Genomic DNA, 17,419 nt, shown 5'->3' with positions numbered 1-17,419 from the left:
CCCCCATGGACCGCAGGATCTACGGGGTCGAGACCGAGTTCGGCCTCACCCACAGCGCCCCGGGCGCCCGCCCGCTCAGCCCGGAGGAGGCCGCGCGCACCCTCTTCCGCCCCGTCGTGGCGTGGGGCCGGTCCTCGAACGTGTTCCTGCCCAACGGCGGACGCCTCTACCTGGACGTCGGCTCCCACCCCGAGTACGCCACCGCGGAGTGCGCCACGCTCGAGGACCTCGTCGCCCAGGACAAGGCCGGCGAGCTGATCGTCGACGACCTCCGGCGGCAGGCCCAGGACGCCCTGGGGGAGCAGGGGACGGCCGGGCAGCTGTACCTGTTCAAGAACAACGTGGACTCGCGCGGCAACTCCTACGGCTCCCACGAGAACTACCTGATCGCCCGGCGCACCGAGTTCGCCCGGCTCGTGCAGATCCTCATCCCGTTCCTCGTCACCCGCCAGCTGCTCGTCGGCGCCGGCAAGGTGCACCCCGCGGGCCCCGAGGACTTCGGCGCCGTCCGGTTGGGGGACGACGCCGGGACGCCCAGCTACTCCTTCTCCCAGCGCGCCGACCACATCTGGGAGGGCTCGTCCTCGGCCACGACGCGCTCCCGGCCCCTCATCAACACCCGGGACGAACCGCACGCCGACGCCGAGCACTACCGCCGGCTGCACGTCATCGTGGGCGACTCGACGATGTCCCAGACCACCACCGCGCTGCGGATCGGGACCACCGACCTCGTGCTGCGGATGATCGAGGCGGGGCAGATCCTGCCCGACCGCACCATGGTGGACCCGGTCCGGTCCCTGCGGGAGGTCTCGCACGACCTGACCGGCACCCGGCCGGTCCTGCTCGCCGACGGCACCCGCCGCTCCGCCCTGGACCTGCAGCACGAGCACCTGGAGGCCGTGCGCCGCTTCGTGGACCGCGAGGGCGCCCACCACGATCAGGTGCCATGGGTGCTCGACCTGTGGGAGCGGACCCTGGACGCCGTGGCCCGCCAGGACGCCTCCGCGATCGACACCGAGATCGACTGGGCGATCAAGAAGAAGCTCCTCGACGGCTACGCCGCCCGTGACGGCCTGGACCTCGCGGCGCCCCGGATGGCGCAGCTGGACCTCGCCTACCACGACACCGCCCCGGAGCGGGGACTGTTCAACCTCCTGCAGCGCCGGGGACGGGCCGCGACCTTCGTTCCCGGCGAGCGGGTCCAGGAGGCCGCCCGCACCCCGCCCGCCACTCGGGCCGCCGTCCGCGGCCGCTTCATCGACGCCGTGCTCGCGTCCGGGCACCACTACACCGTCGACTGGGTGCACCTGAAGGTCAACGACCGCGGCCAGCGCGCGGTGCTGTGCAAGGACCCGTTCGCCGTGGCGAACCCAGAGGCCGACGCCCTGGTGGCCGCCCTCGGCGAGCGCGGCGCCGCGGGGCGCGCCCACGGGGACGCCCCTGTTGTCTGACGCCGCGCCGGGGACCGCAGGGCGCTCCCCGTCCAGTCAACGCCCAGCGCCCTGCACTAGGCTGGCCGCCGTCCCGGCCCGATCCGCCCTACCCCAACCGGCCCGACCCCTGAGGAAGAATCCTGTGCGAAAGACCCTGACCACCTCCGGTGCCGCCCTGACCCTGGCGCTCGTCCTCACGGGCTGCTCCGGGCCCGGCGTCGACTCCGTGGAGCTCAACAACGAACCGGAGCCGGGCACGGCCCCGTCGGTCACGTTCGAGACCCCGCTCAACGCCGAGGAGGCCGGCGCCAAGGAGCTGCGCGAGGGCGACGGGGAGGAGCTCGCCGAGGGCGACACGATCCTGCTGCAGGCGGCGCTCTTCAAGGGCTCCGACGGCACCTCCATCGGCGAGACCTACTCCCGCGGCGCCGGCCAGGTGCTCCAGCTCGAGCAGGGCCTCCAGGAGTCGATCCCGGAGATGTACGAGGCGCTCGTGGGCGCCAAGCAGGGCGCCATCATCGCGTACTCCTCCCCGGAGACCGCCGGGGCCGCCGGCGACGAGTCCACCTCCGTGGAGGTCTACGAGGTCGTCCGGAAGATCCCCACCGAGATCGAGGGCGACATGCAGGACAGCCCCCGGGACCTGCCGGAGGTCACCGAGAACGACGAGGGCGTGCCGGCCGTGGCGGAGCCCGAGGGGGACGCGCCGAAGAAGCTCGTCTCCGAGTACCTCATCGAGGGTGACGGCAAGGAGGTCGCCGAGGGCGACACCGTCATCGCGCACTACGTGGGCGTGAAGTGGTCCGACGGCGAGACCTTCGACTCCTCCTACGAGAACGGCGCCCCCGCGTCCTTCCCGCTCGACAACGTCATCGAGGGCTGGCAGGAGGGGCTCGAGGGCAAGAAGGAAGGGTCCCGCGTCATCCTGTCCGTGCCCGTCGGCCAGGCCTACGGCACGGAGAAGGATCTGGGCGAGGACTCCGACTACCCGGCCGGAAGCCTGCTCTTCGTCGTCGACATCCTGGCGGCCGTGGACACCCCCGAGGCGCCGGCCGAGGACGAGCCCTCCGCCTCGCCGTCGCCCTCCGCGACCGGGGACGAGTCCTCCGCCTCGCCGTCCCCCTCCGCGACCGAGGAGTAGCCCCCGGTCGGCTATGGTGGCCCGGTGGGGCCCGAGGCCCCAGCGAACCCGACGACCACCCGTCGACGACCCGACGAACAGGAGCACCCATGTCCTTCGGAGAGCGCAAGCTCGACCGCAGCAAGCCCGAGATCGACTTCCCCGAGGGGGAGGCCCCGACCGAGCTCGTCATCACGGACCTCGTGGAGGGCACCGGCGCCGAGGCGACCCCCGGCAAGCAGATCTCCTGCCACTACGTGGGCGTGACGTTCTCCGCCGGCGAGGAGTTCGACGCCTCCTGGAACCGCGGCCAGCCCCTGGACTTCACCGTGGGCATCGGCCAGGTCATCGAGGGCTGGGACAAGGGCCTGCTGGGCATGAAGGTCGGCGGCCGCCGCCGGCTGGAGATCCCCTCGGACCAGGCCTACGGCTCCAGGGGCGCCGGCGGAGTCATCGGCCCGGACGAGGCCCTGATCTTCGTGGTGGACCTCCTGGACGTGCGCTGAGGACCCACCGGATGGCAGCCCGATCGACGGAGCGGCTTCTCAACCTGCTCATCGCCCTGGTCTCCCGCGAACGCGGGTACACCCGCGCCGAGCTCCGGGAAGCCGTTCCGTCGTACGCGGAGTCCGCGTCCGACGAGGCGTTCGAGCGCATGTTCGAGCGCGACAAGGCGGAGCTGCGCGACCTCGGCTACCCCATCGAGGAGGTCTCCGAGGACCCCCTCTTCCCCGACGACACCCACGGTCACCGCTACCGCATCCCGCGCGGCTCCTTCACGCTCCCACCGCTGCAGTTCACGGCGGAGGAGTCCGCGGTGCTCGCGCTGGCGGCCAACGCCTGGACGGACGCCACCCTGGGCGAGCTCGCCCGCCGGGCCCTGCGCAAGCTCGAGCCCGCCATCGGGGGTCTGCCGGAGGACGACGCCCCGCCGCTGCTGCAGCCCACCCTCACCGCCCACGAGCCGTCCTTCGAGCCGCTGCTCTCCGCCGTGGTGCGCCACCGCGAGGTGCGCTTCGACTACCTCGCCCGCAGCACCGACCAGCTCACCACCCGGAGGCTGAGGCCGTGGGGGATCGGCTCCCGCTACGGCAACTGGTACGTGGTCGGCTGGGACCTCGACCGCAAGGACTCCCGCACGTTCCGGCTGTCGCGGATCATGTCCGACGTCACGGTCACCCGCAAGGAGTTCGACCCGCCCGAGGGCTTCTCCATGAACGAGTCCCTGTCCCACATGGTCTCCCACGCCCCCGCGCGCACCGTGGAGGTGCTCGCCCGGCCCGGCCACGCGCACATGCTGCGCCGCATGGCCGCCCGGCAGGAGCCGGGCGTCGGCGCCGGGGACGGCGTGGACCGGTGGGACCGGCTGCACATCCCCTTCGCGGAGACCGAGATCCTCGCCGAGGAGATCGCCGCGGCGGGCCCCGGCGTCGTCGTGCCCCGCGACGGGGACGGCACCGCCCCCACGATGCAGGCGGAGGTGCGCGCCGCCGTGGAGCGCCGGCTGCGCAGCGCCGCGTCCGCCGTTGCGCGGTTCCTCGGGGTGCAGGTCGACTGGAGCCTGCGGTCCCGCAAGGGCACGCGCAACAAGCTCTCCACCGCGGACCACCTCTCGCGGCTGCTCGAGATCGTCCGCTGGGTGTACGCCCACCAGGGCGCGGAACTCGAGGAGACCGCCCGCCGCTTCGGGATCACCGACCAGGAACTGATCGCGGACCTCAACACCCTCTTCGTGTGCGGCAAGCCCGGACACATGCCGGACCAGCTCATCGACGCCTCCTGGGACGACGGCCACGTCTACCTCTCGAACGCCGACGAGCTCTCCGACCCCGTGCGCCTCACCCAGCCGGAGGCCTCCGCGCTGCTCGTGGGGCTGCAGACGTTGCGCACCGTGCCCGGCGGGGACTCCGAGGCGGTGGCCTCCACGATCGCGAAGGTCGCCGGCGCGGCGGGGGACGCCGGGGTCCTCGCCAACGCGGTGGGCGCCCGGCCCATCACGGACACCCCCGCGCCGGCCCTTGCCGACGTCATGTCCGAGGTGCGCCGTGCCGTGGAGCAGCGCCGCCGGATCCGGATCCGCTACGTCGTCCCGTCCCGGGACGAGCTCACGGAGCGGGTCGTCGACCCGGTCCAGGTGTTCTCCTCCAACACCCACTGGTACGTGCGCGCCTGGTGCCTCGACGCCGAGGGGATGCGCAACTTCCGGCTGGACCGGATCTCCGCGGTCGAGGACGCCGGCCCGGCGGGGGAGCGCCCTGCCGCCCAGGAGGCCGCCGCCGCGGCGCCGCCCGCCCCCGGCACCCCGGACACCGTGGAGGTCGTGCTCGTCACCGACCGGCGCAGCCGGTGGATCGCGGACCAGTACCACGCCACCCGCACAGCGGTGGTCCGCGTGCCCGGAGGGGCCCGCACCGGGCCGGCGGCCGACCACGAGGCTGCGCTCATCGGGTTCCAGACGGCCGAGGCCGTGTGCGCGCTCGTCACCCGCTACGGCGGCCAGCTCGCCGTGATCGGACCCGACGACGTCGTGGCGAAGGTGGAACTCTGGGTGAACTCGGCGCTCCGGGCCTACGGGTCGTCCGGGCCGGCCTGATCCGCCCGCCTATACTGGAGGGCATGCTCTGGTGGTCCTGGGTCCTGCTGTGGACGGTCCTCGTCCTGCTCGGCGCGGCGTTCCTCGGACTGATGCTGTGGCGGCTGGTGAAGACCTTCTCCGCGCTGCTCCGGGACACCGAGACGGTGGCCGAGGAGTTCGCCCAGCGCTGGGACGACGCCGCAGCCGGTGTGCAGCGTCCCGTACGGACCGCCCCGGACCCGGCCCTGTTCACCCCGGTGGGGCAAGCCGTGGCCGACTACCGGGTCGGCCGTGACCAACGAGAAACCGCCCGTCTGAGACGCCGCATCGAGCGCAAGGACCGGATGGGCCAGCCGCAGCGGGTCACTGACCTTCGCCGGGCTGAACGGAAAGGAATGCTCCATGGGTAGATTGTTCGACAGCCCCTTCATGATCCTGATCATCCTGCTGGTGATCCTGCTGCTGTTCGGCGCGCCCAAGCTCCCGGGCATGGCCCGCAGCCTGGGCCAGTCGCTGCGCATCTTCAAGTCCGAGGTCAAGGAGATGAAGAAGGACGACCAGCCGGCCGGTTCGGACGTGGTCATCGACGGCAAGCCCGTGCAGCCCGGCCAGGACGCGTCCCCGGACCGGGCCACCGGAACCGCCACCGGCACGGACGGCCCGCACGACCCCGAGCAGCACCCCGGCCGCCCTCCGGCCTGACCCCCGCCCCTGCTCCGCCCTCCTGCGCCGTCCCGAGCCTCCGCGCCGTCCCCAGGCGGTCCGCCATCCCCGCCCGGGGACCGGACCGCCCGGCCGACCCCGGCGCACCGTGCCACCCCCACGTCCCGAAGGTCCTCATGTCCTCGCAGTCCCCTCGCGGCCCGAAGAAGCGCCGGACCGCGCGCAAGGCCAATCCGCAGGCGCAGATGGCCCTGGCCGAGCACCTGCGGGAGCTGCGCAACCGGTTGATCAGGTCCGCACTGGCCACCGTGGTGGGCATGATCGGCGGCTTCTTCCTGTACATCCCGTTCATGGCCTACATCACCGAGCCCCTCCAGCGCCTCGCCGCGGCCGAGGGCAGCGAGGCCTCGATCAACTACTCGGCCGTGGGCTCGTCCTTCAACATCATGGTGGAGGTCTCCCTGGTGCTCGGCCTGGTCCTGGCCAGCCCGGTGTGGCTCTACCAGCTCTGGGCCTTCGTGACCCCGGCCCTGCACCGCACCGAGCGCCGCTACGCGGTCGGCTTCCTGGCCGCGGCCGTCCCGCTGTTCCTGGGCGGGATCGCGGTCGCGGTGCTCACCCTGCCCACGGCCGTCTACGCCCTGACCGCGTTCACCCCGGCGGGCGGGACCAACTTCATCTCCGCGGACGTGTACCTGCGGTTCTTCCTCCAGCTGATCCTCACCTTCGGGGTGGCCTTCGTGCTGCCGGTGTTCCTCGTGGGCCTGAACATGCTCGGCGTGCTCTCGGGGCGCGCGGTGCTCAAGAGCTGGCGGATCGTCGTGGTCCTCGTGATGGTCGTCTCCGCGATGGCGGCCCCCGGACCGGACCCCATGACCATGTTCTACCTCGCCGTGCCGCTGCTGACCTTGTTCTTCGTGGCGGTCGGGCTGTGCCTGCTCCTGGACCGCCGGCGGGCGAGGAGGGAGGCCCGTCTCGCGGCGGGCACGGGTGCGGCGGCCGACGTCGCGACACCGACCCACGAGCTCGGGCGCCTGGGCCGCGACCCCGAGGACGGAAACCGCCCCTGATCCGCTGGGCCCGGCGCGAACGGGCCGGCGGCGGGCCCGTGTCCGTGCGGGCCGAGCAGTAGGGTGGACGCATGTCCTCCCACGCCGATCGATACCTGGCCGCCAAGCAGCGAGCCGCCCACGCGAGGACCGAGCTCGCGGTGTTCCAGCACCGGCTGGAGTTCGAGATGGACGACTTCCAGACGACCGCCTGTGGGGCCCTCGAGGAGGGGCGGGGGGTGCTCGTCGCCGCGCCGACGGGCGCCGGCAAGACCGTGGTGGGGGAGTTCGCCGTCCACCTGGCCCTGTCCCGCGGGCAGAAGGCCTTCTACACGACGCCCATCAAGGCGCTCAGCAACCAGAAGTTCCACGAGTTCTCCCGGGCCTTCGGCGCCGAGCGGGTCGGCCTCCTCACCGGGGACACCTCCGTGAACTCCGAGGCGGACGTCGTGGTGATGACCACCGAGGTCCTGCGGAACATGCTGTACGCGGACTCGCCGACCCTGCTGAACCTGGGCTTCGTGATCATGGACGAGGTGCACTACCTCGCCGACCGCTTCCGGGGCGCCGTGTGGGAGGAGGTCATCATCCACCTGCCGGACAGCGTCCAGCTCGTCTCCCTGTCCGCGACCGTCTCCAACGCCGAGGAGTTCGGGGCCTGGCTGGACACGGTGCGCGGCGACACGGACGTGGTCGTCTCCGAGCACCGCCCCGTCCCCCTGTGGCAGCACGTCCAGGTGGGCGGGCGGCTGCTCGACCTGTTCCTGGACGACACCACGGTCGAGGAGGCCGCCGAGCGGCTCGAGGGCCCCGGCCGCGACGAGCCGGAGGTCAACCCCGAGCTGCTCCAGCTCGCCCGCGCCGAGCACCCGCGCGGGGGCCGCAGGGGCGGCCGCGGCCCCGGGGGGCGGTCCCGGGACCGGTTCTCCCGCCGCAACGGCAGCGAGGGCTACCGGTCGAGCCCCGAGACGCGCCGGGTGTCCCGTCCGCAGCTGATCCGCCGCCTCGACGCCGAGGGCCTGCTGCCCGTCATCACCTTCATCTTCTCCCGCGCCGGGTGCGACGCCGCCGTGCAGCAGTGCGTCACCGCGGACATCCGGCTGACCAGCGAGAAGGAGCAGCAGACCATCCGCGCCCGGGTGGCCGAGACCGCCGCCTCGCTCGAGGCCGCGGACCTCAACGTCCTCGGCTTCTACGAGTGGCGCGACGGCCTGCTGCGCGGCGTGGCCGCCCACCACGCGGGGATGCTGCCCGCGTTCAAAGAGCTCGTGGAGCAGCTGTTCGCCGACGGTCTCGTCAAGGCCGTCTTCGCCACGGAGACCCTGGCGCTGGGCATCAACATGCCCGCCCGCTCCGTGGTGCTCGAAAAGCTCGACAAGTTCAACGGCGAGTCCCGGGTGGACATCACGCCGGGGGAGTACACCCAGCTCACCGGGCGCGCCGGGCGCCGGGGGATCGACGTCGAGGGCCACGCCGTGGTGCTGTGGCAGCCGGGGATGGACCCGCACGCCGTCGCCGGTCTCGCCTCCAAGCGCACCTACCCGCTGAACTCGAGCTTCCGGCCCACCTACAACATGTCCGTGAACCTGGTGGCCCAGTTCGGTGCCCACCGCTCCCGCAAGATCCTCGAGTCCTCCTTCGCCCAGTTCCAGGCCGACCGGTCCGTGGTGGGCCTGGCGCGCCGGGTCCGCTCGCAGGAGGAGTCCCTGAAGGGCTACGAGGAGGCCATGACCTGCCACCTCGGGGACTTCTCCGAGTACGCCGCCCTGCGCCGGGAGCTCAAGGACCTGGAGCGCGCCGAGGAGAAGTCCAGCTCCCGTCGGCGCCGTTCGGACGCCGTCGCGTCCCTGCACGACCTGCTCCCCGGCGACGTCGTGGAGATCCCACGGGGACGCAACGCCGGATACGCCGTGATCCTGTCCACCGACCCCAACCGGGACGACCCCCGCCCCTCGATCCTCACCCTGGACCACCAGCTGCGCCGGGTGGGGGCCCAGGACCTGGACGGGCCCCTCGAGCCGGTCTCGCGGATCCGGATCCCCAAGCAGTTCACGGGCCGGACGCCCAAGGAGCGGCGCGACCTGGCCTCGTCCGTGCGCAACGCCCTGCACGAGCACCGGCCCCCGCGGGGCGGGGGCCGTGGGCACACCATCCAGTTCGACCGCGGCACCAGCGCGGCCGAACGGCGCATCACGGAGGTCCGCAAGGCCCTGCGCGGCCATCCCTGCCACGGCTGCTCGGACCGTGAGAGCCACGCCCGCTGGGCCGAGCGATGGTGGACGCTGCGCCGGGACACCGACGGGCTGCTGCGCCAGATCGAGAGCCGCACCAACTCGATCGCCAAGACCTTCGACCGCGTCTCCGAGGTGCTGGGCTCCTTCGGCTACCTCGAGACCCTCCCGGACGGGGAGGTCCGGCCGACCCGCGCCGGCGAGCAGCTGCGGCGGATCTACGGGGACCGGGACCTGCTCCTCGCCCTGAGCCTGCGCGACGGCTTCCTCGACGACCTCGACCCCGCCGCCACCGCGGGGCTCGTGACCCTGCTCGTCTACCAGGCCAAGCGCGAGGAGCAGGGGATCCAGCCCGTCCTGCCGTCCGCCGCCATGGACCGTGCCGCGCAGACCGTGGTGCGCAACTGGTCCCGGCTCACCGACCGCGAGCAGGAGCACCACCTCCCGGCCACCGCGGAGCCGGAGTTCGGGCTCGTGGAGTCGATGTACCTGTGGGCGCGCGGCGCCACCCTGAGCACGGCCCTGTCCGGCACGGAGCTCGCCGCCGGCGACTTCGTGCGCTGGGCGAAGCAGGTGATCGACATGCTCGACCAGCTGGCGAAGATCGACCTCCTCGACGCCGGCACGCGCGCCCAGTGCCAGCGCGCGATCGCGCTGGTGCGCCGCGGCGTCGTGGCCCACTCCGCGTTCGAGGACTGAGCGGCGCCCTCCCGCGCCCCGCGCCACCCCGTCCGCCCGCACGACCGCCCCGAACAGGAGACCCGTGAGCACCACCGTCCCCGCCCGTCCCGTTCTCTACCGCAACGGCTCCGTCTACAGCCCGGCCGACCCGTTCGCCACGGCCCTGCTGGTCGACGGCTCCCGCGTGGCCTGGGTCGGCTCCGAGGAGGCGGCGCAGTCCCTGCAGGACTCCGCCATGGACGTGGTCGACCTCGACGGGCGGCTGCTGGTCCCGGCGTTCGTGGACTCCCACGTGCACGTGACGGAGACCGCGCTGGCGCTGTCCACCCTCGACCTCGCGGCGGCCGGTTCCCTGCCCGAGCTGCTCGACGCCGTGGCCGGTGCCGCGCGCACAGGCACGGGCCCGGTCTCCGGCTCCGGCTGGGACGAGTCCGTGTGGCCGGAGCGCCGGGCGCCGACGGCGGAGGAGCTCGACCGGGCCGCCGGTGGGCGTGAGGTCTACCTGGCGCGGATCGACGTCCACTCCGGGGTGGTGTCCTCGTCCCTGGCCCGGCGGCTGGGTCTCGCCGGAGCCGACGGCTGGCTCGGCGACGGCCGCGTCGAGAACCTGGCCCACGAACGCGTGCGCGCCGCGGTCCTCGACTTCGGCGCCGGGCGCCGGGCCGAGCTGCACCGGCTCGCCCTGCGGCACGCCGCGTCCCAGGGCTATGTGGCCCTCGCCGAGGCCAACGCCGAGCAGGTCGCCCCCTTCGAGGACCTCGTGCGGCTCACGGCCCTCGCCAACCACGGGGTCGGCGCCGAGGGACCGACGCCGCGGGTGCTGCCCTACCGGGGCGAGCTCGCGGCCACGGCCGAGGAGGCGCGGGCGGTGGCCGCGCGGTTCGACACCGCCCTGGCGGACCTGCTCGGACGCACCGTGGGCCGGCGGGAGTCGCTGGTGGGGCTCGCCGGAGACCTGTGCGTCGACGGCGCGCTCGGCTCCCGCACCGCCGCCCTGCGCGCTCCCTACGCCGACGCCCCGGGCGATCGGGGGGCCCGCTACCTCGATACCTCGGCCGTGGCCGCCCACCTCGCCGCGACCACGGAGGCCGGCCTGCAGGGCGGGTTCCACGTCATCGGGGACGCCGGCATGGACATCGTCCTCGACGGCCTCGACCGCGCCGAGGAGCTCGTGGGGGGACGGGCGCTGCGCAGCGCCGGGCACCGCCTGGAGCACGCCGAGATGATCGACCCCGAGGGCATCGAACGGCTGGCCCACCACGCCGTGACCGTGTCCGTGCAACCGGGGTTCGACGCCGCCTGGGGCGGACCCGGCGGTCTCTACGAGCAGCGGCTCGGCGCCGACCGGGCGGCGGCGATGAACCCGATGGCCTCCTTCTACCGTGCCGGGGTGCCCGTGGCGCTCGGCAGCGACGCCCCCGTGGTGCCGCTGTCCCCGTGGGAGACCGTTCGGGCCTGCCTCCACCACCACGACCCCGAGCAGCGGATCTCCGCGCGGGCCGCGTTCCTCGCCTCGACCCGGGGCGCGTGGCGTGCCGCCCGGCACCCGGACCCCCTGCAGGGCCAGCTCGCGCCGGGGACGCCGGCCACGTTCGCCGTCTGGGACGTCGAGGCGCTCATGGTGCAGCAGGCCGAGGGGACCGGCTCCGCCTGGAGCACGGACCCGCGCGCCCGCACCCCGCTGCTGCCCGCGCTCGACGGCGCGTCCCTGCCCGTGTGCCGGCAGACCGTGCTCGACGGCGTGGAGCTGTACCGCTCCGCCGGATTCTGAGCCGCCCGGCGCTCCGCCGGCCCGTGCCGCACGATCTTGGTCGCAGGCACGGGGCAGGATAGGCTGGGCAACTGCTGCCGGGCGGGCTCGCTCGTCCTTCGAAAACAGGCCGGCATCCCCTCAGGGCCGGTCTGGTCCGAAGGCGAGGGAGCCCGCCCTGTGGTGTGGCAGGTGAGACCTCGAAAGGAAGGACCCGGTGCGCGTACTGACCGTCATCCCCACCTACAACGAACACGAGTCGCTGCCGACCGTGATGGACCGGCTGCGCCAGTCCGTCCCGGACGGGCACGTGCTGGTGGTGGACGACAACAGCCCGGACGGGACCGGGCGTCTCGCCGACGAGTTGGCGGCCGCGGACGGGAACATCCACGTCTTGCACCGCACCAGCAAGGAAGGTCTCGGCGCCGCCTACATCGCCGGCTTCCGCTGGGGCCTGGCCCGGGACTACGACGTCCTGGTCGAGATGGACGCCGACTGCTCCCACCAGCCCGAGCAGCTCCCGCTGCTACTGGACGCCGTGGAGCGCGGTGCCGACCTCGCCATCGGTTCCCGCTACGTCCCCGGCGGCCGCACCGTGAACTGGCCCCTGCAGCGCCAGCTGCTCTCCCGCGGCGGCAACCTCTACGCCCGGACGCTCCTGGGCTCCCGGATCCACGACATCACCGCCGGCTACCGCGCCTTCCGCCGCGCGACCCTCGAGCGGATCGGCCTCGAGACCGTCGACTCCAAGGGCTACTGCTTCCAGATCGATCTCGGCTGGCGCACCGAGCGGGCCGGCCTGAGCGTCGTCGAGGTGCCCATCACCTTCGTGGAGCGCGCCGAGGGGGAGTCCAAGATGAGCCCGGACGTGACCCGGGAGGCCGTCGTGCGCGTCGCGCAGTGGGGCCTCACCGCCCGCGCGAAGACCCTGGCGGCCAAGCTGACCCGGCGCTGAGCACCCGTTCCGGCGCACTGGCGGGAACGTGCGGAGGGCCCCACCCGAATCGGGTGGGGCCCTCCGCACGTTGCCGGCAACGTGATCAGATCGCGTGCTTCTCCCGGTAGAACTCGACCCGCTGAGCGAGGATCTCCTCCAGCTCGTCCGTGCTGCGCCGCTCCAGGAGCATGTCCCAGTGCGTGCGCTGGTGCTTCTCGTTGGGGTTCACCGGCTTCTCGCCGTTGACGATGATCGCCTCCTTGCCGGTCTTCGACACCCACACCGGCGGGATCTCCGCCTCCGCCGCGAAGGTGACCGTGACCTTCTCGCCGTCCGCGGTGCGGTACTCGACGCGCTGGCGCGGAGCCGGCTCGACACCGGCCTCCGTCTCCATGGACTGGGAGCCCAGACGCATTCCCCTGAGACTGCGGTCGCTCATTGTGGTGGTTCCTCCATAACTGACGGTGGCCACGGCAGTGGCACACGCTCGGGCTGGGGGCGGGTCGGGGACCCGGGATCCGTTGGGTGCAACACGCGGGCCCCCGGGGTTGTTCCCCGGGAGCCTGGGTCAGGCCTGCCGGGTCAGCGGGAGGCCGGACCGTCCTGCGGGGGCATCGGGTCGTCGAGGCGCACGGGAGCCTCCGGGTCGATGCTCGAGGGCCGGGGGATGGTGAACTCGTCAGGGTCGACCATGGTGCGCTCCAGATTGGGCTGGAGGTCCTCCTCGGTGACCCGGACGGCGTCGGGCTTCACGAGGGGCTCGTCCGCGGGCTCGGGCTCCGGTCCGTCGTCGGCGTCCGACCAGGCCCGGCCGGGGCCCTCGCCGTCCTCGTCCGGCCGGGAGAGGAAGTCGCCCACGCCGCGCAGGGCGTCGCCGAGCTCGGCGGGGATCATCCACACCTTGTTGGCGCTGCCCTCAGCGACCTTGGGCAGGGTCTGGATGTACTGGTAGGCCAGCAGCTTCTGGGTCGGCCGGGCCCGGTGGATCGAGTCGAAGACCTTCCGGATGGCCTGGGCCTCGCCGTCCGCGCGCAGGATCGCGGCCTTCGCCTCGCCCTCCGCGGAGAGGATGGCCGCCTGCCGCTGGCCCTCGGCCATGAGGATCCGCGACTGCTTGTCGCCCTCGGCCGTGAGGATCACCGCGCGGCGCTCCCGCTCGGCGCGCATCTGCTTCTCCATCGAGTCCTGGATGGAGGGCGGGGGAGTGATCTCCTTGATGTCCACCCGCGACACCCGGATGCCCCAGCGCCCCGTGGTGGAGTCCAGGACCCCGCGCAGCTCGGCGTTGATCTTGTCGCGGGAGGTGAGCGCCTCCTCGAGGTTCAGCCCGCCCACAACGTTGCGCAGGGTCGCCGAGGTCAGCTGGTCTGCGGCCTGGATGTAGTCGACGATCTCGTAGGTCGCGGCACGCGGGTCCATGACCTGGAAGTAGACGACGGTGTCGATGCCGACCACGAGGTTGTCCTCGGTGATCACGGACTGGGCCGGGAAGGACTGGACCTGCTCGCGGAGGTCGATCAGGGGCAGGAGACGGTCCACGAACGGGATGAGGAAGTGCAGGCCCGGGGTCAGGGTGCTCTGGTACTTGCCGAGGCGCTCGACGATGCCGGCCCGGGCCTGCGGGATGATCCGCACCGACCGCAGCAGGATGATGAAGACCAGGATGACCAGGATGACGAGCAGGACGATGACGGCTAGGTCCACGGGGGCCTCTCTCGGTGGGGCCGCTCCGGGCGGCGACGACGCCGGTCCGGTGCGGTCGGTGGGTCAGAAGGACGGGCGCGGTGCCGGCCCGCCGCCGACCGCCGGGGCGGGGTACGGGGCGACGAGGACGGTGGCGCCCTCGATGTCGTGGACGAAGACGTCGGTGCCGGGAGGCAGCTGCTCGCCGGTGACCGAGCGGGCGCTCCAGGTGTCTCCCTCCAGCCGCACCAGTCCGCTGCGGCCGGTCACCGGGTCCAGGACCTGGCAGGGCAGGCCGATGAGCCGGGCGGCGTTGGACGTGGTCTCCGGCGAGGACCTGTTGATGCGGCGCAGGGCCACGGGTCTCACCGCGAAGATGAGCAGCACCGAGGCGAGGGCGAACGTCACCACCTGGAGCACGAAGTTGTCCGTCACCCAGCTCACCCCGAAGGCCAGCAGCGCGGCAGCCGACATCATCAGGAAGAGGAAGTCCAGCGTGAGCATCTCGATGGCGGCAAGCCCGATCACGACGATCAGCCACAGGACCCACGAGTTCTCGACCAGCCACTCCCACATGTTCGTCCCCGGCCTCTCGATCCGCCTCCGCGAAGGCACCTTCGCCTACGTTTCATTGTGCCCCACGCCCCTGACAGGACGCTGGAACGGCGTGGCGCCGGGGACCCCGCCGGACGTCCCCGGAATAGGCGCTGGTCCGGGGACGTTGAGATCCCTACGGTGGTGGCACCGGATTCCTCGGGGACCGCACGCCGCCACTTTCCGTCGATCCGTCCCGGCGCGCCGTGCCGGGACGGACCCACCGAGACCCGGCCTGCGGGAGGAGGAAATCCATGAAACTCATCACCTCGGTGGCGGTCTCCGCCGTCGGCGCCTGGTTCGCCGGGACGGCGACCGCCGTGGTCGGCCTCTCCGCGCTGCAGTCGCGGCTGCCCGCCCTGCTCGCGCGGGGCCACACCCCCGAGCTCGACTTCGAACGTGCGTTCGTCCTGCTCGGCACGGGTCACTGCGCGCCCGGCGACGACCGGGCGGAGGTGCTGCGGGCCCGGCTCGAGCTGTCGTCCGGTCGGCCCGTCGTCTACGTGGACCTCACCGTCCCACCGGGTGCCTCTGCGCGACAGGCTGTCCGGACCCGGGAACTGGCGCGGACCTTCCACGCCGACCTCGTGCTGGACCACGACGCCGAGGGCCTGGCCGGCCGCTCCTGATCGGCGCCCGTCACCCGCCGGTGGTCGTCACCGGAAGCGGCGCCGTCGCATCGAGCAGGTGGAAGGCCTCCGCGCTGAAGTCGATGCGGACCTCGTCGCCCGCGGCCGCCTCCGGGACCTCGGACAGGTCGAGGGTCAGCACCGTGCCGTGGTCGAGCAGCACCGGGACCTGCTTGCCGCCGACCGTGTACGTCAGCTCGTTCTCCCGGGACGGGATGTGGTTGACGAGGCCCACCCTCTTGGGCGACGTGGTGGGCTCGGTGCACCCGTAGTCGATGCACCATCCCGGGGGGAGCGTCTTGACCTGGCTCAGCTCCGTGGTCCAGGAGTACAGGTTCGACTCCGGCGGGCTGCTGGCGAAGAACATCCCACCGATCCGCAGCAGGTCGTAGTACAGCGAGTCGATCTCGTTGTCGAGCACGTCGCTGGCCCCGGCGTGGATCAGGGCGTCCTGCCCGAGACCGGCGTCCCGGATCGCGGCCACTGCACCGTCGAAGCGGTTCTTCTGGGCCACGGTGGTGTTGGTCGTGTCGTTGCGCTCGATGGCGTCGTCGTCCTGCTCCGTGACGGTGGAGAAGTGGGTGGCGATGCCCGCGAGCTCCAGGTGCGGGGCGTCCTCGACGGCCCGGGCCAGGGGGAGCGCCTCCTCGGGCACCACGCCCTCGCGCCCCATGCCCGTGTCGATCCACAGGTGGACCTTCAGCGTCCCGCCCGTGGTCGACAGCACCTGCTCTGCCGCCTCGACCCACGCGGGGTCGGTGGCGGCGACCTCGACGTCGTAGTGCATCAGCAGGGGGATGTCCTCGACCTGGGCGACGTAGAGCACGGCGATCTTCGCCTCGACGCCGGCCTCGCGCAGGGCGATGGCATCGTCGAGCTTCGGCACGAAGACGTAGTCGACGTCGGCCGCGTCCTCGATGACCTTCCCGAAGACGTCCACGGGCTCGCCGTTCTTCAGCACCGCGCCCAGCTGGACGTTCGCCGGGAAGTCGGCGCGGATCGCCTCCGCGTTGCGCCGCACGGTCTCCGTGTCCACGGTCAGGACCGGGATGTCCTGCGTGCCCTGGGTCGTGTAGGTGTAGGACGTCTTCTCCCCGACGTCGTTCCCGCCCGAGGCGAAGGAGACCTCGACGGTGCCCGGGGTCCCGCGGGCCGGGGCCACGCAGGCGTGGCGGGCGGAGCGGTCGTCGAACTCGCACTCGACCTCCGCCTCGCCGAAGCGGACGGTGACCGGGTCCTCGGTGTCCCCGCCGGTGTCCGCCAGGACCAGGTTCCCGCCCTGGAGACCGCCGTGCGAGGGGGAGAGGGCGACCGACCCGGAGGCGACCGCGGGGGGCGCGTCCGAGCCGTCGTCCTGCCCGCAGCCGGCCAGCGCCAGCACGGACAGTGCCAGCACGGACGTCACCAGCCGACGCCCCCGGCCGCCCGCCGCCGTCACACAGTTCTGTCGTCCCACGGAATTCCTCTCCTTGAAGGCCATATTTGCCGATGCGAATTCATCTCGGCCACGGCGAGCGTATCGGCGACCGGCCGCCCGGGCGTGGTCGACGGGGGAATCTCCCCACAAGTGGCCACAAGGCGAGGGCGAGGCGGCGCAACATTCGGAGATCCACGCCCGGACGTCCTCCACTCGGCGGCGGAGCACGTGCCCCAGCGTGCCGGTGCAGCGCGTCCGGGCGTCATCCACCGGTGGACATCGTCACGACGGCACGGCGTCACGACAGCACCACATCACGACAGGACCGCGTCACGACAGGACCGCGTCACGACCGACCACCCATCGTGGCGAAGCAGCCCGGCCGGCCGATCAGCGTCACGGTCCAGGACGGTGGCCGGCAATGGCCCGGCGGACACCGCCGCCACGAGCCGCGGACAGATGACCCGGGCGCGGTGCCACGGTGCGCTGCGACTTCCGCCGAGCAGTCCTTCTCCCTAACGCCGATAATCTACATTATGTAAAGTCGCGCTGAGCGGGGCCCCCCTCGAGTGACGCTCGCCCTCTGTGTACTGCCTTCGGTTGCTTCCCCCTCGCGGACCTGTCCGGTGCCTATGGGGCCGGCCGGTCAGCCGGGCC

General features: G+C 72.6%; 15 protein-coding genes. 11 read left to right on the top strand and 4 right to left on the bottom strand.

The window, feature by feature from the left end; genetic code table 11:
* Positions 1 to 5 precede the first annotated feature (5 nt).
* The 10 genes from pafA to ACFYE1_RS12630 all read left to right on the top strand — a co-directional run bounded on the left by pafA (position 6) and on the right by ACFYE1_RS12630 (position 12,457).
* Positions 6 to 1,451 (top strand): Pup--protein ligase, encoded by a 1,446-nt coding sequence (gene pafA, locus ACFYE1_RS12675; RefSeq protein ID WP_387743265.1) that lies wholly within the window; start codon positions 6 to 8, stop codon positions 1,449 to 1,451.
* A gap of 124 nt (positions 1,452 to 1,575) precedes the next feature.
* Positions 1,576 to 2,574, top strand: coding sequence for an FKBP-type peptidyl-prolyl cis-trans isomerase (locus ACFYE1_RS12670; protein WP_387743263.1), 999 nt, complete (start codon positions 1,576 to 1,578; stop codon positions 2,572 to 2,574).
* Positions 2,575 to 2,663: 89 nt separating this feature from the next.
* The gene (locus tag ACFYE1_RS12665) at positions 2,664 to 3,059 is read left to right on the top strand and encodes an FKBP-type peptidyl-prolyl cis-trans isomerase (protein ID WP_058874923.1); all 396 of its coding nucleotides are present in this window, start codon (positions 2,664 to 2,666) and stop codon (positions 3,057 to 3,059) included.
* A gap of 11 nt (positions 3,060 to 3,070) precedes the next feature.
* On the top strand, positions 3,071 to 5,146 hold the full coding sequence (locus tag ACFYE1_RS12660) for a WYL domain-containing transcriptional regulator (RefSeq protein ID WP_387743261.1): 2,076 nt from the start codon (positions 3,071 to 3,073) through the stop codon (positions 5,144 to 5,146).
* Between the two features lie 23 nt (positions 5,147 to 5,169).
* Positions 5,170 to 5,538, top strand: a complete 369-nt coding sequence (locus ACFYE1_RS12655; RefSeq protein ID WP_387743259.1) for a hypothetical protein — start codon at positions 5,170 to 5,172, stop codon at positions 5,536 to 5,538.
* Entirely contained in the window at positions 5,531 to 5,830 is a 300-nt protein-coding gene (gene tatA / locus ACFYE1_RS12650; RefSeq protein ID WP_387743257.1) for a Sec-independent protein translocase subunit TatA, read from the top strand. Before ACFYE1_RS12655 ends, tatA begins: the two co-directional genes overlap by 8 nt.
* A 137-nt stretch (positions 5,831 to 5,967) precedes the next feature.
* On the top strand, positions 5,968 to 6,861 hold the full coding sequence (tatC, locus tag ACFYE1_RS12645) for a twin-arginine translocase subunit TatC (RefSeq protein WP_387743256.1): 894 nt from the start codon (positions 5,968 to 5,970) through the stop codon (positions 6,859 to 6,861).
* A gap of 71 nt (positions 6,862 to 6,932) precedes the next feature.
* Positions 6,933 to 9,770 (top strand): DEAD/DEAH box helicase, encoded by a 2,838-nt coding sequence (locus tag ACFYE1_RS12640; RefSeq protein ID WP_387743254.1) that lies wholly within the window; start codon positions 6,933 to 6,935, stop codon positions 9,768 to 9,770.
* Positions 9,771 to 9,834: 64 nt separating this feature from the next.
* Complete coding sequence (locus ACFYE1_RS12635; RefSeq protein ID WP_387743252.1) at positions 9,835 to 11,523, top strand: amidohydrolase; 1,689 nt, start codon at positions 9,835 to 9,837, stop codon at positions 11,521 to 11,523.
* 196 nt (positions 11,524 to 11,719) lie between these two features.
* On the top strand, positions 11,720 to 12,457 hold the full coding sequence (locus ACFYE1_RS12630; RefSeq protein WP_387743251.1) for a polyprenol monophosphomannose synthase: 738 nt from the start codon (positions 11,720 to 11,722) through the stop codon (positions 12,455 to 12,457).
* Positions 12,458 to 12,542: 85 nt separating this feature from the next.
* Here the strand turns inward: ACFYE1_RS12630 and ACFYE1_RS12625 are convergent, their stop codons facing one another.
* The 3 genes from ACFYE1_RS12625 to ACFYE1_RS12615 all read right to left on the bottom strand — a co-directional run bounded on the left by ACFYE1_RS12625 (position 12,543) and on the right by ACFYE1_RS12615 (position 14,698).
* Positions 12,543 to 12,878: an RNA polymerase-binding protein RbpA gene (locus ACFYE1_RS12625; RefSeq protein ID WP_031283042.1), complete on the bottom strand. Its 336-nt coding sequence runs from the start codon at positions 12,876 to 12,878 to the stop codon at positions 12,543 to 12,545.
* 143 nt (positions 12,879 to 13,021) lie between these two features.
* On the bottom strand, positions 13,022 to 14,143 hold the full coding sequence (locus tag ACFYE1_RS12620) for an SPFH domain-containing protein (RefSeq protein ID WP_387743249.1): 1,122 nt from the start codon (positions 14,141 to 14,143) through the stop codon (positions 13,022 to 13,024).
* 63 nt (positions 14,144 to 14,206) lie between these two features.
* Complete coding sequence (locus tag ACFYE1_RS12615) at positions 14,207 to 14,698, bottom strand: NfeD family protein (protein WP_387743247.1); 492 nt, start codon at positions 14,696 to 14,698, stop codon at positions 14,207 to 14,209.
* A gap of 272 nt (positions 14,699 to 14,970) precedes the next feature.
* On the opposite strand from ACFYE1_RS12615, the gene ACFYE1_RS12610 reads away from it, so the two are divergent.
* A complete protein-coding gene (locus tag ACFYE1_RS12610; protein ID WP_387743246.1) occupies positions 14,971 to 15,345 on the top strand; it encodes a hypothetical protein in 375 nt (124 codons plus the stop codon).
* A gap of 10 nt (positions 15,346 to 15,355) precedes the next feature.
* Here the strand turns inward: ACFYE1_RS12610 and ACFYE1_RS12605 are convergent, their stop codons facing one another.
* Positions 15,356 to 16,801, bottom strand: coding sequence for an alanine racemase (locus ACFYE1_RS12605; RefSeq protein WP_387743244.1), 1,446 nt, complete (start codon positions 16,799 to 16,801; stop codon positions 15,356 to 15,358).
* Positions 16,802 to 17,419: the final 618 nt, after the last annotated feature.

Origin of the sequence: Kocuria nitroreducens, from assembly GCF_042879195.1 — a bacterium.
Classification (GTDB): Bacteria; Actinomycetota; Actinomycetes; order Actinomycetales; family Micrococcaceae; genus Kocuria; species Kocuria nitroreducens.
The sequence above is the reverse complement of the archived record's forward strand: the minus strand, read 5'-3'. Positions and strand labels throughout refer to the sequence as shown.

What these genes read in the sequence shown, in the direction of transcription:
- pafA (WP_387743265.1), top strand. Translation starts at nt 6, where the DNA reads ATGGACCGCAGGATCTACGGGGTCGAGACCGAGTTCGGCCTCACCCAC.
- ACFYE1_RS12665 (WP_058874923.1), top strand. Translation starts at nt 2,664, where the DNA reads ATGTCCTTCGGAGAGCGCAAGCTCGACCGCAGCAAGCCCGAGATCGAC.
- ACFYE1_RS12660 (WP_387743261.1), top strand. Translation starts at nt 3,071, where the DNA reads ATGGCAGCCCGATCGACGGAGCGGCTTCTCAACCTGCTCATCGCCCTG.
- ACFYE1_RS12655 (WP_387743259.1), top strand. Translation starts at nt 5,170, where the DNA reads ATGCTCTGGTGGTCCTGGGTCCTGCTGTGGACGGTCCTCGTCCTGCTC.
- tatA (WP_387743257.1), top strand. Translation starts at nt 5,531, where the DNA reads ATGGGTAGATTGTTCGACAGCCCCTTCATGATCCTGATCATCCTGCTG.
- tatC (WP_387743256.1), top strand. Translation starts at nt 5,968, where the DNA reads ATGTCCTCGCAGTCCCCTCGCGGCCCGAAGAAGCGCCGGACCGCGCGC.
- ACFYE1_RS12640 (WP_387743254.1), top strand. Translation starts at nt 6,933, where the DNA reads ATGTCCTCCCACGCCGATCGATACCTGGCCGCCAAGCAGCGAGCCGCC.
- ACFYE1_RS12625 (WP_031283042.1), bottom strand. Translation starts at nt 12,878, where the DNA reads ATGAGCGACCGCAGTCTCAGGGGAATGCGTCTGGGCTCCCAGTCCATG.
- ACFYE1_RS12615 (WP_387743247.1), bottom strand. Translation starts at nt 14,698, where the DNA reads ATGTGGGAGTGGCTGGTCGAGAACTCGTGGGTCCTGTGGCTGATCGTC.
- ACFYE1_RS12610 (WP_387743246.1), top strand. Translation starts at nt 14,971, where the DNA reads ATGAAACTCATCACCTCGGTGGCGGTCTCCGCCGTCGGCGCCTGGTTC.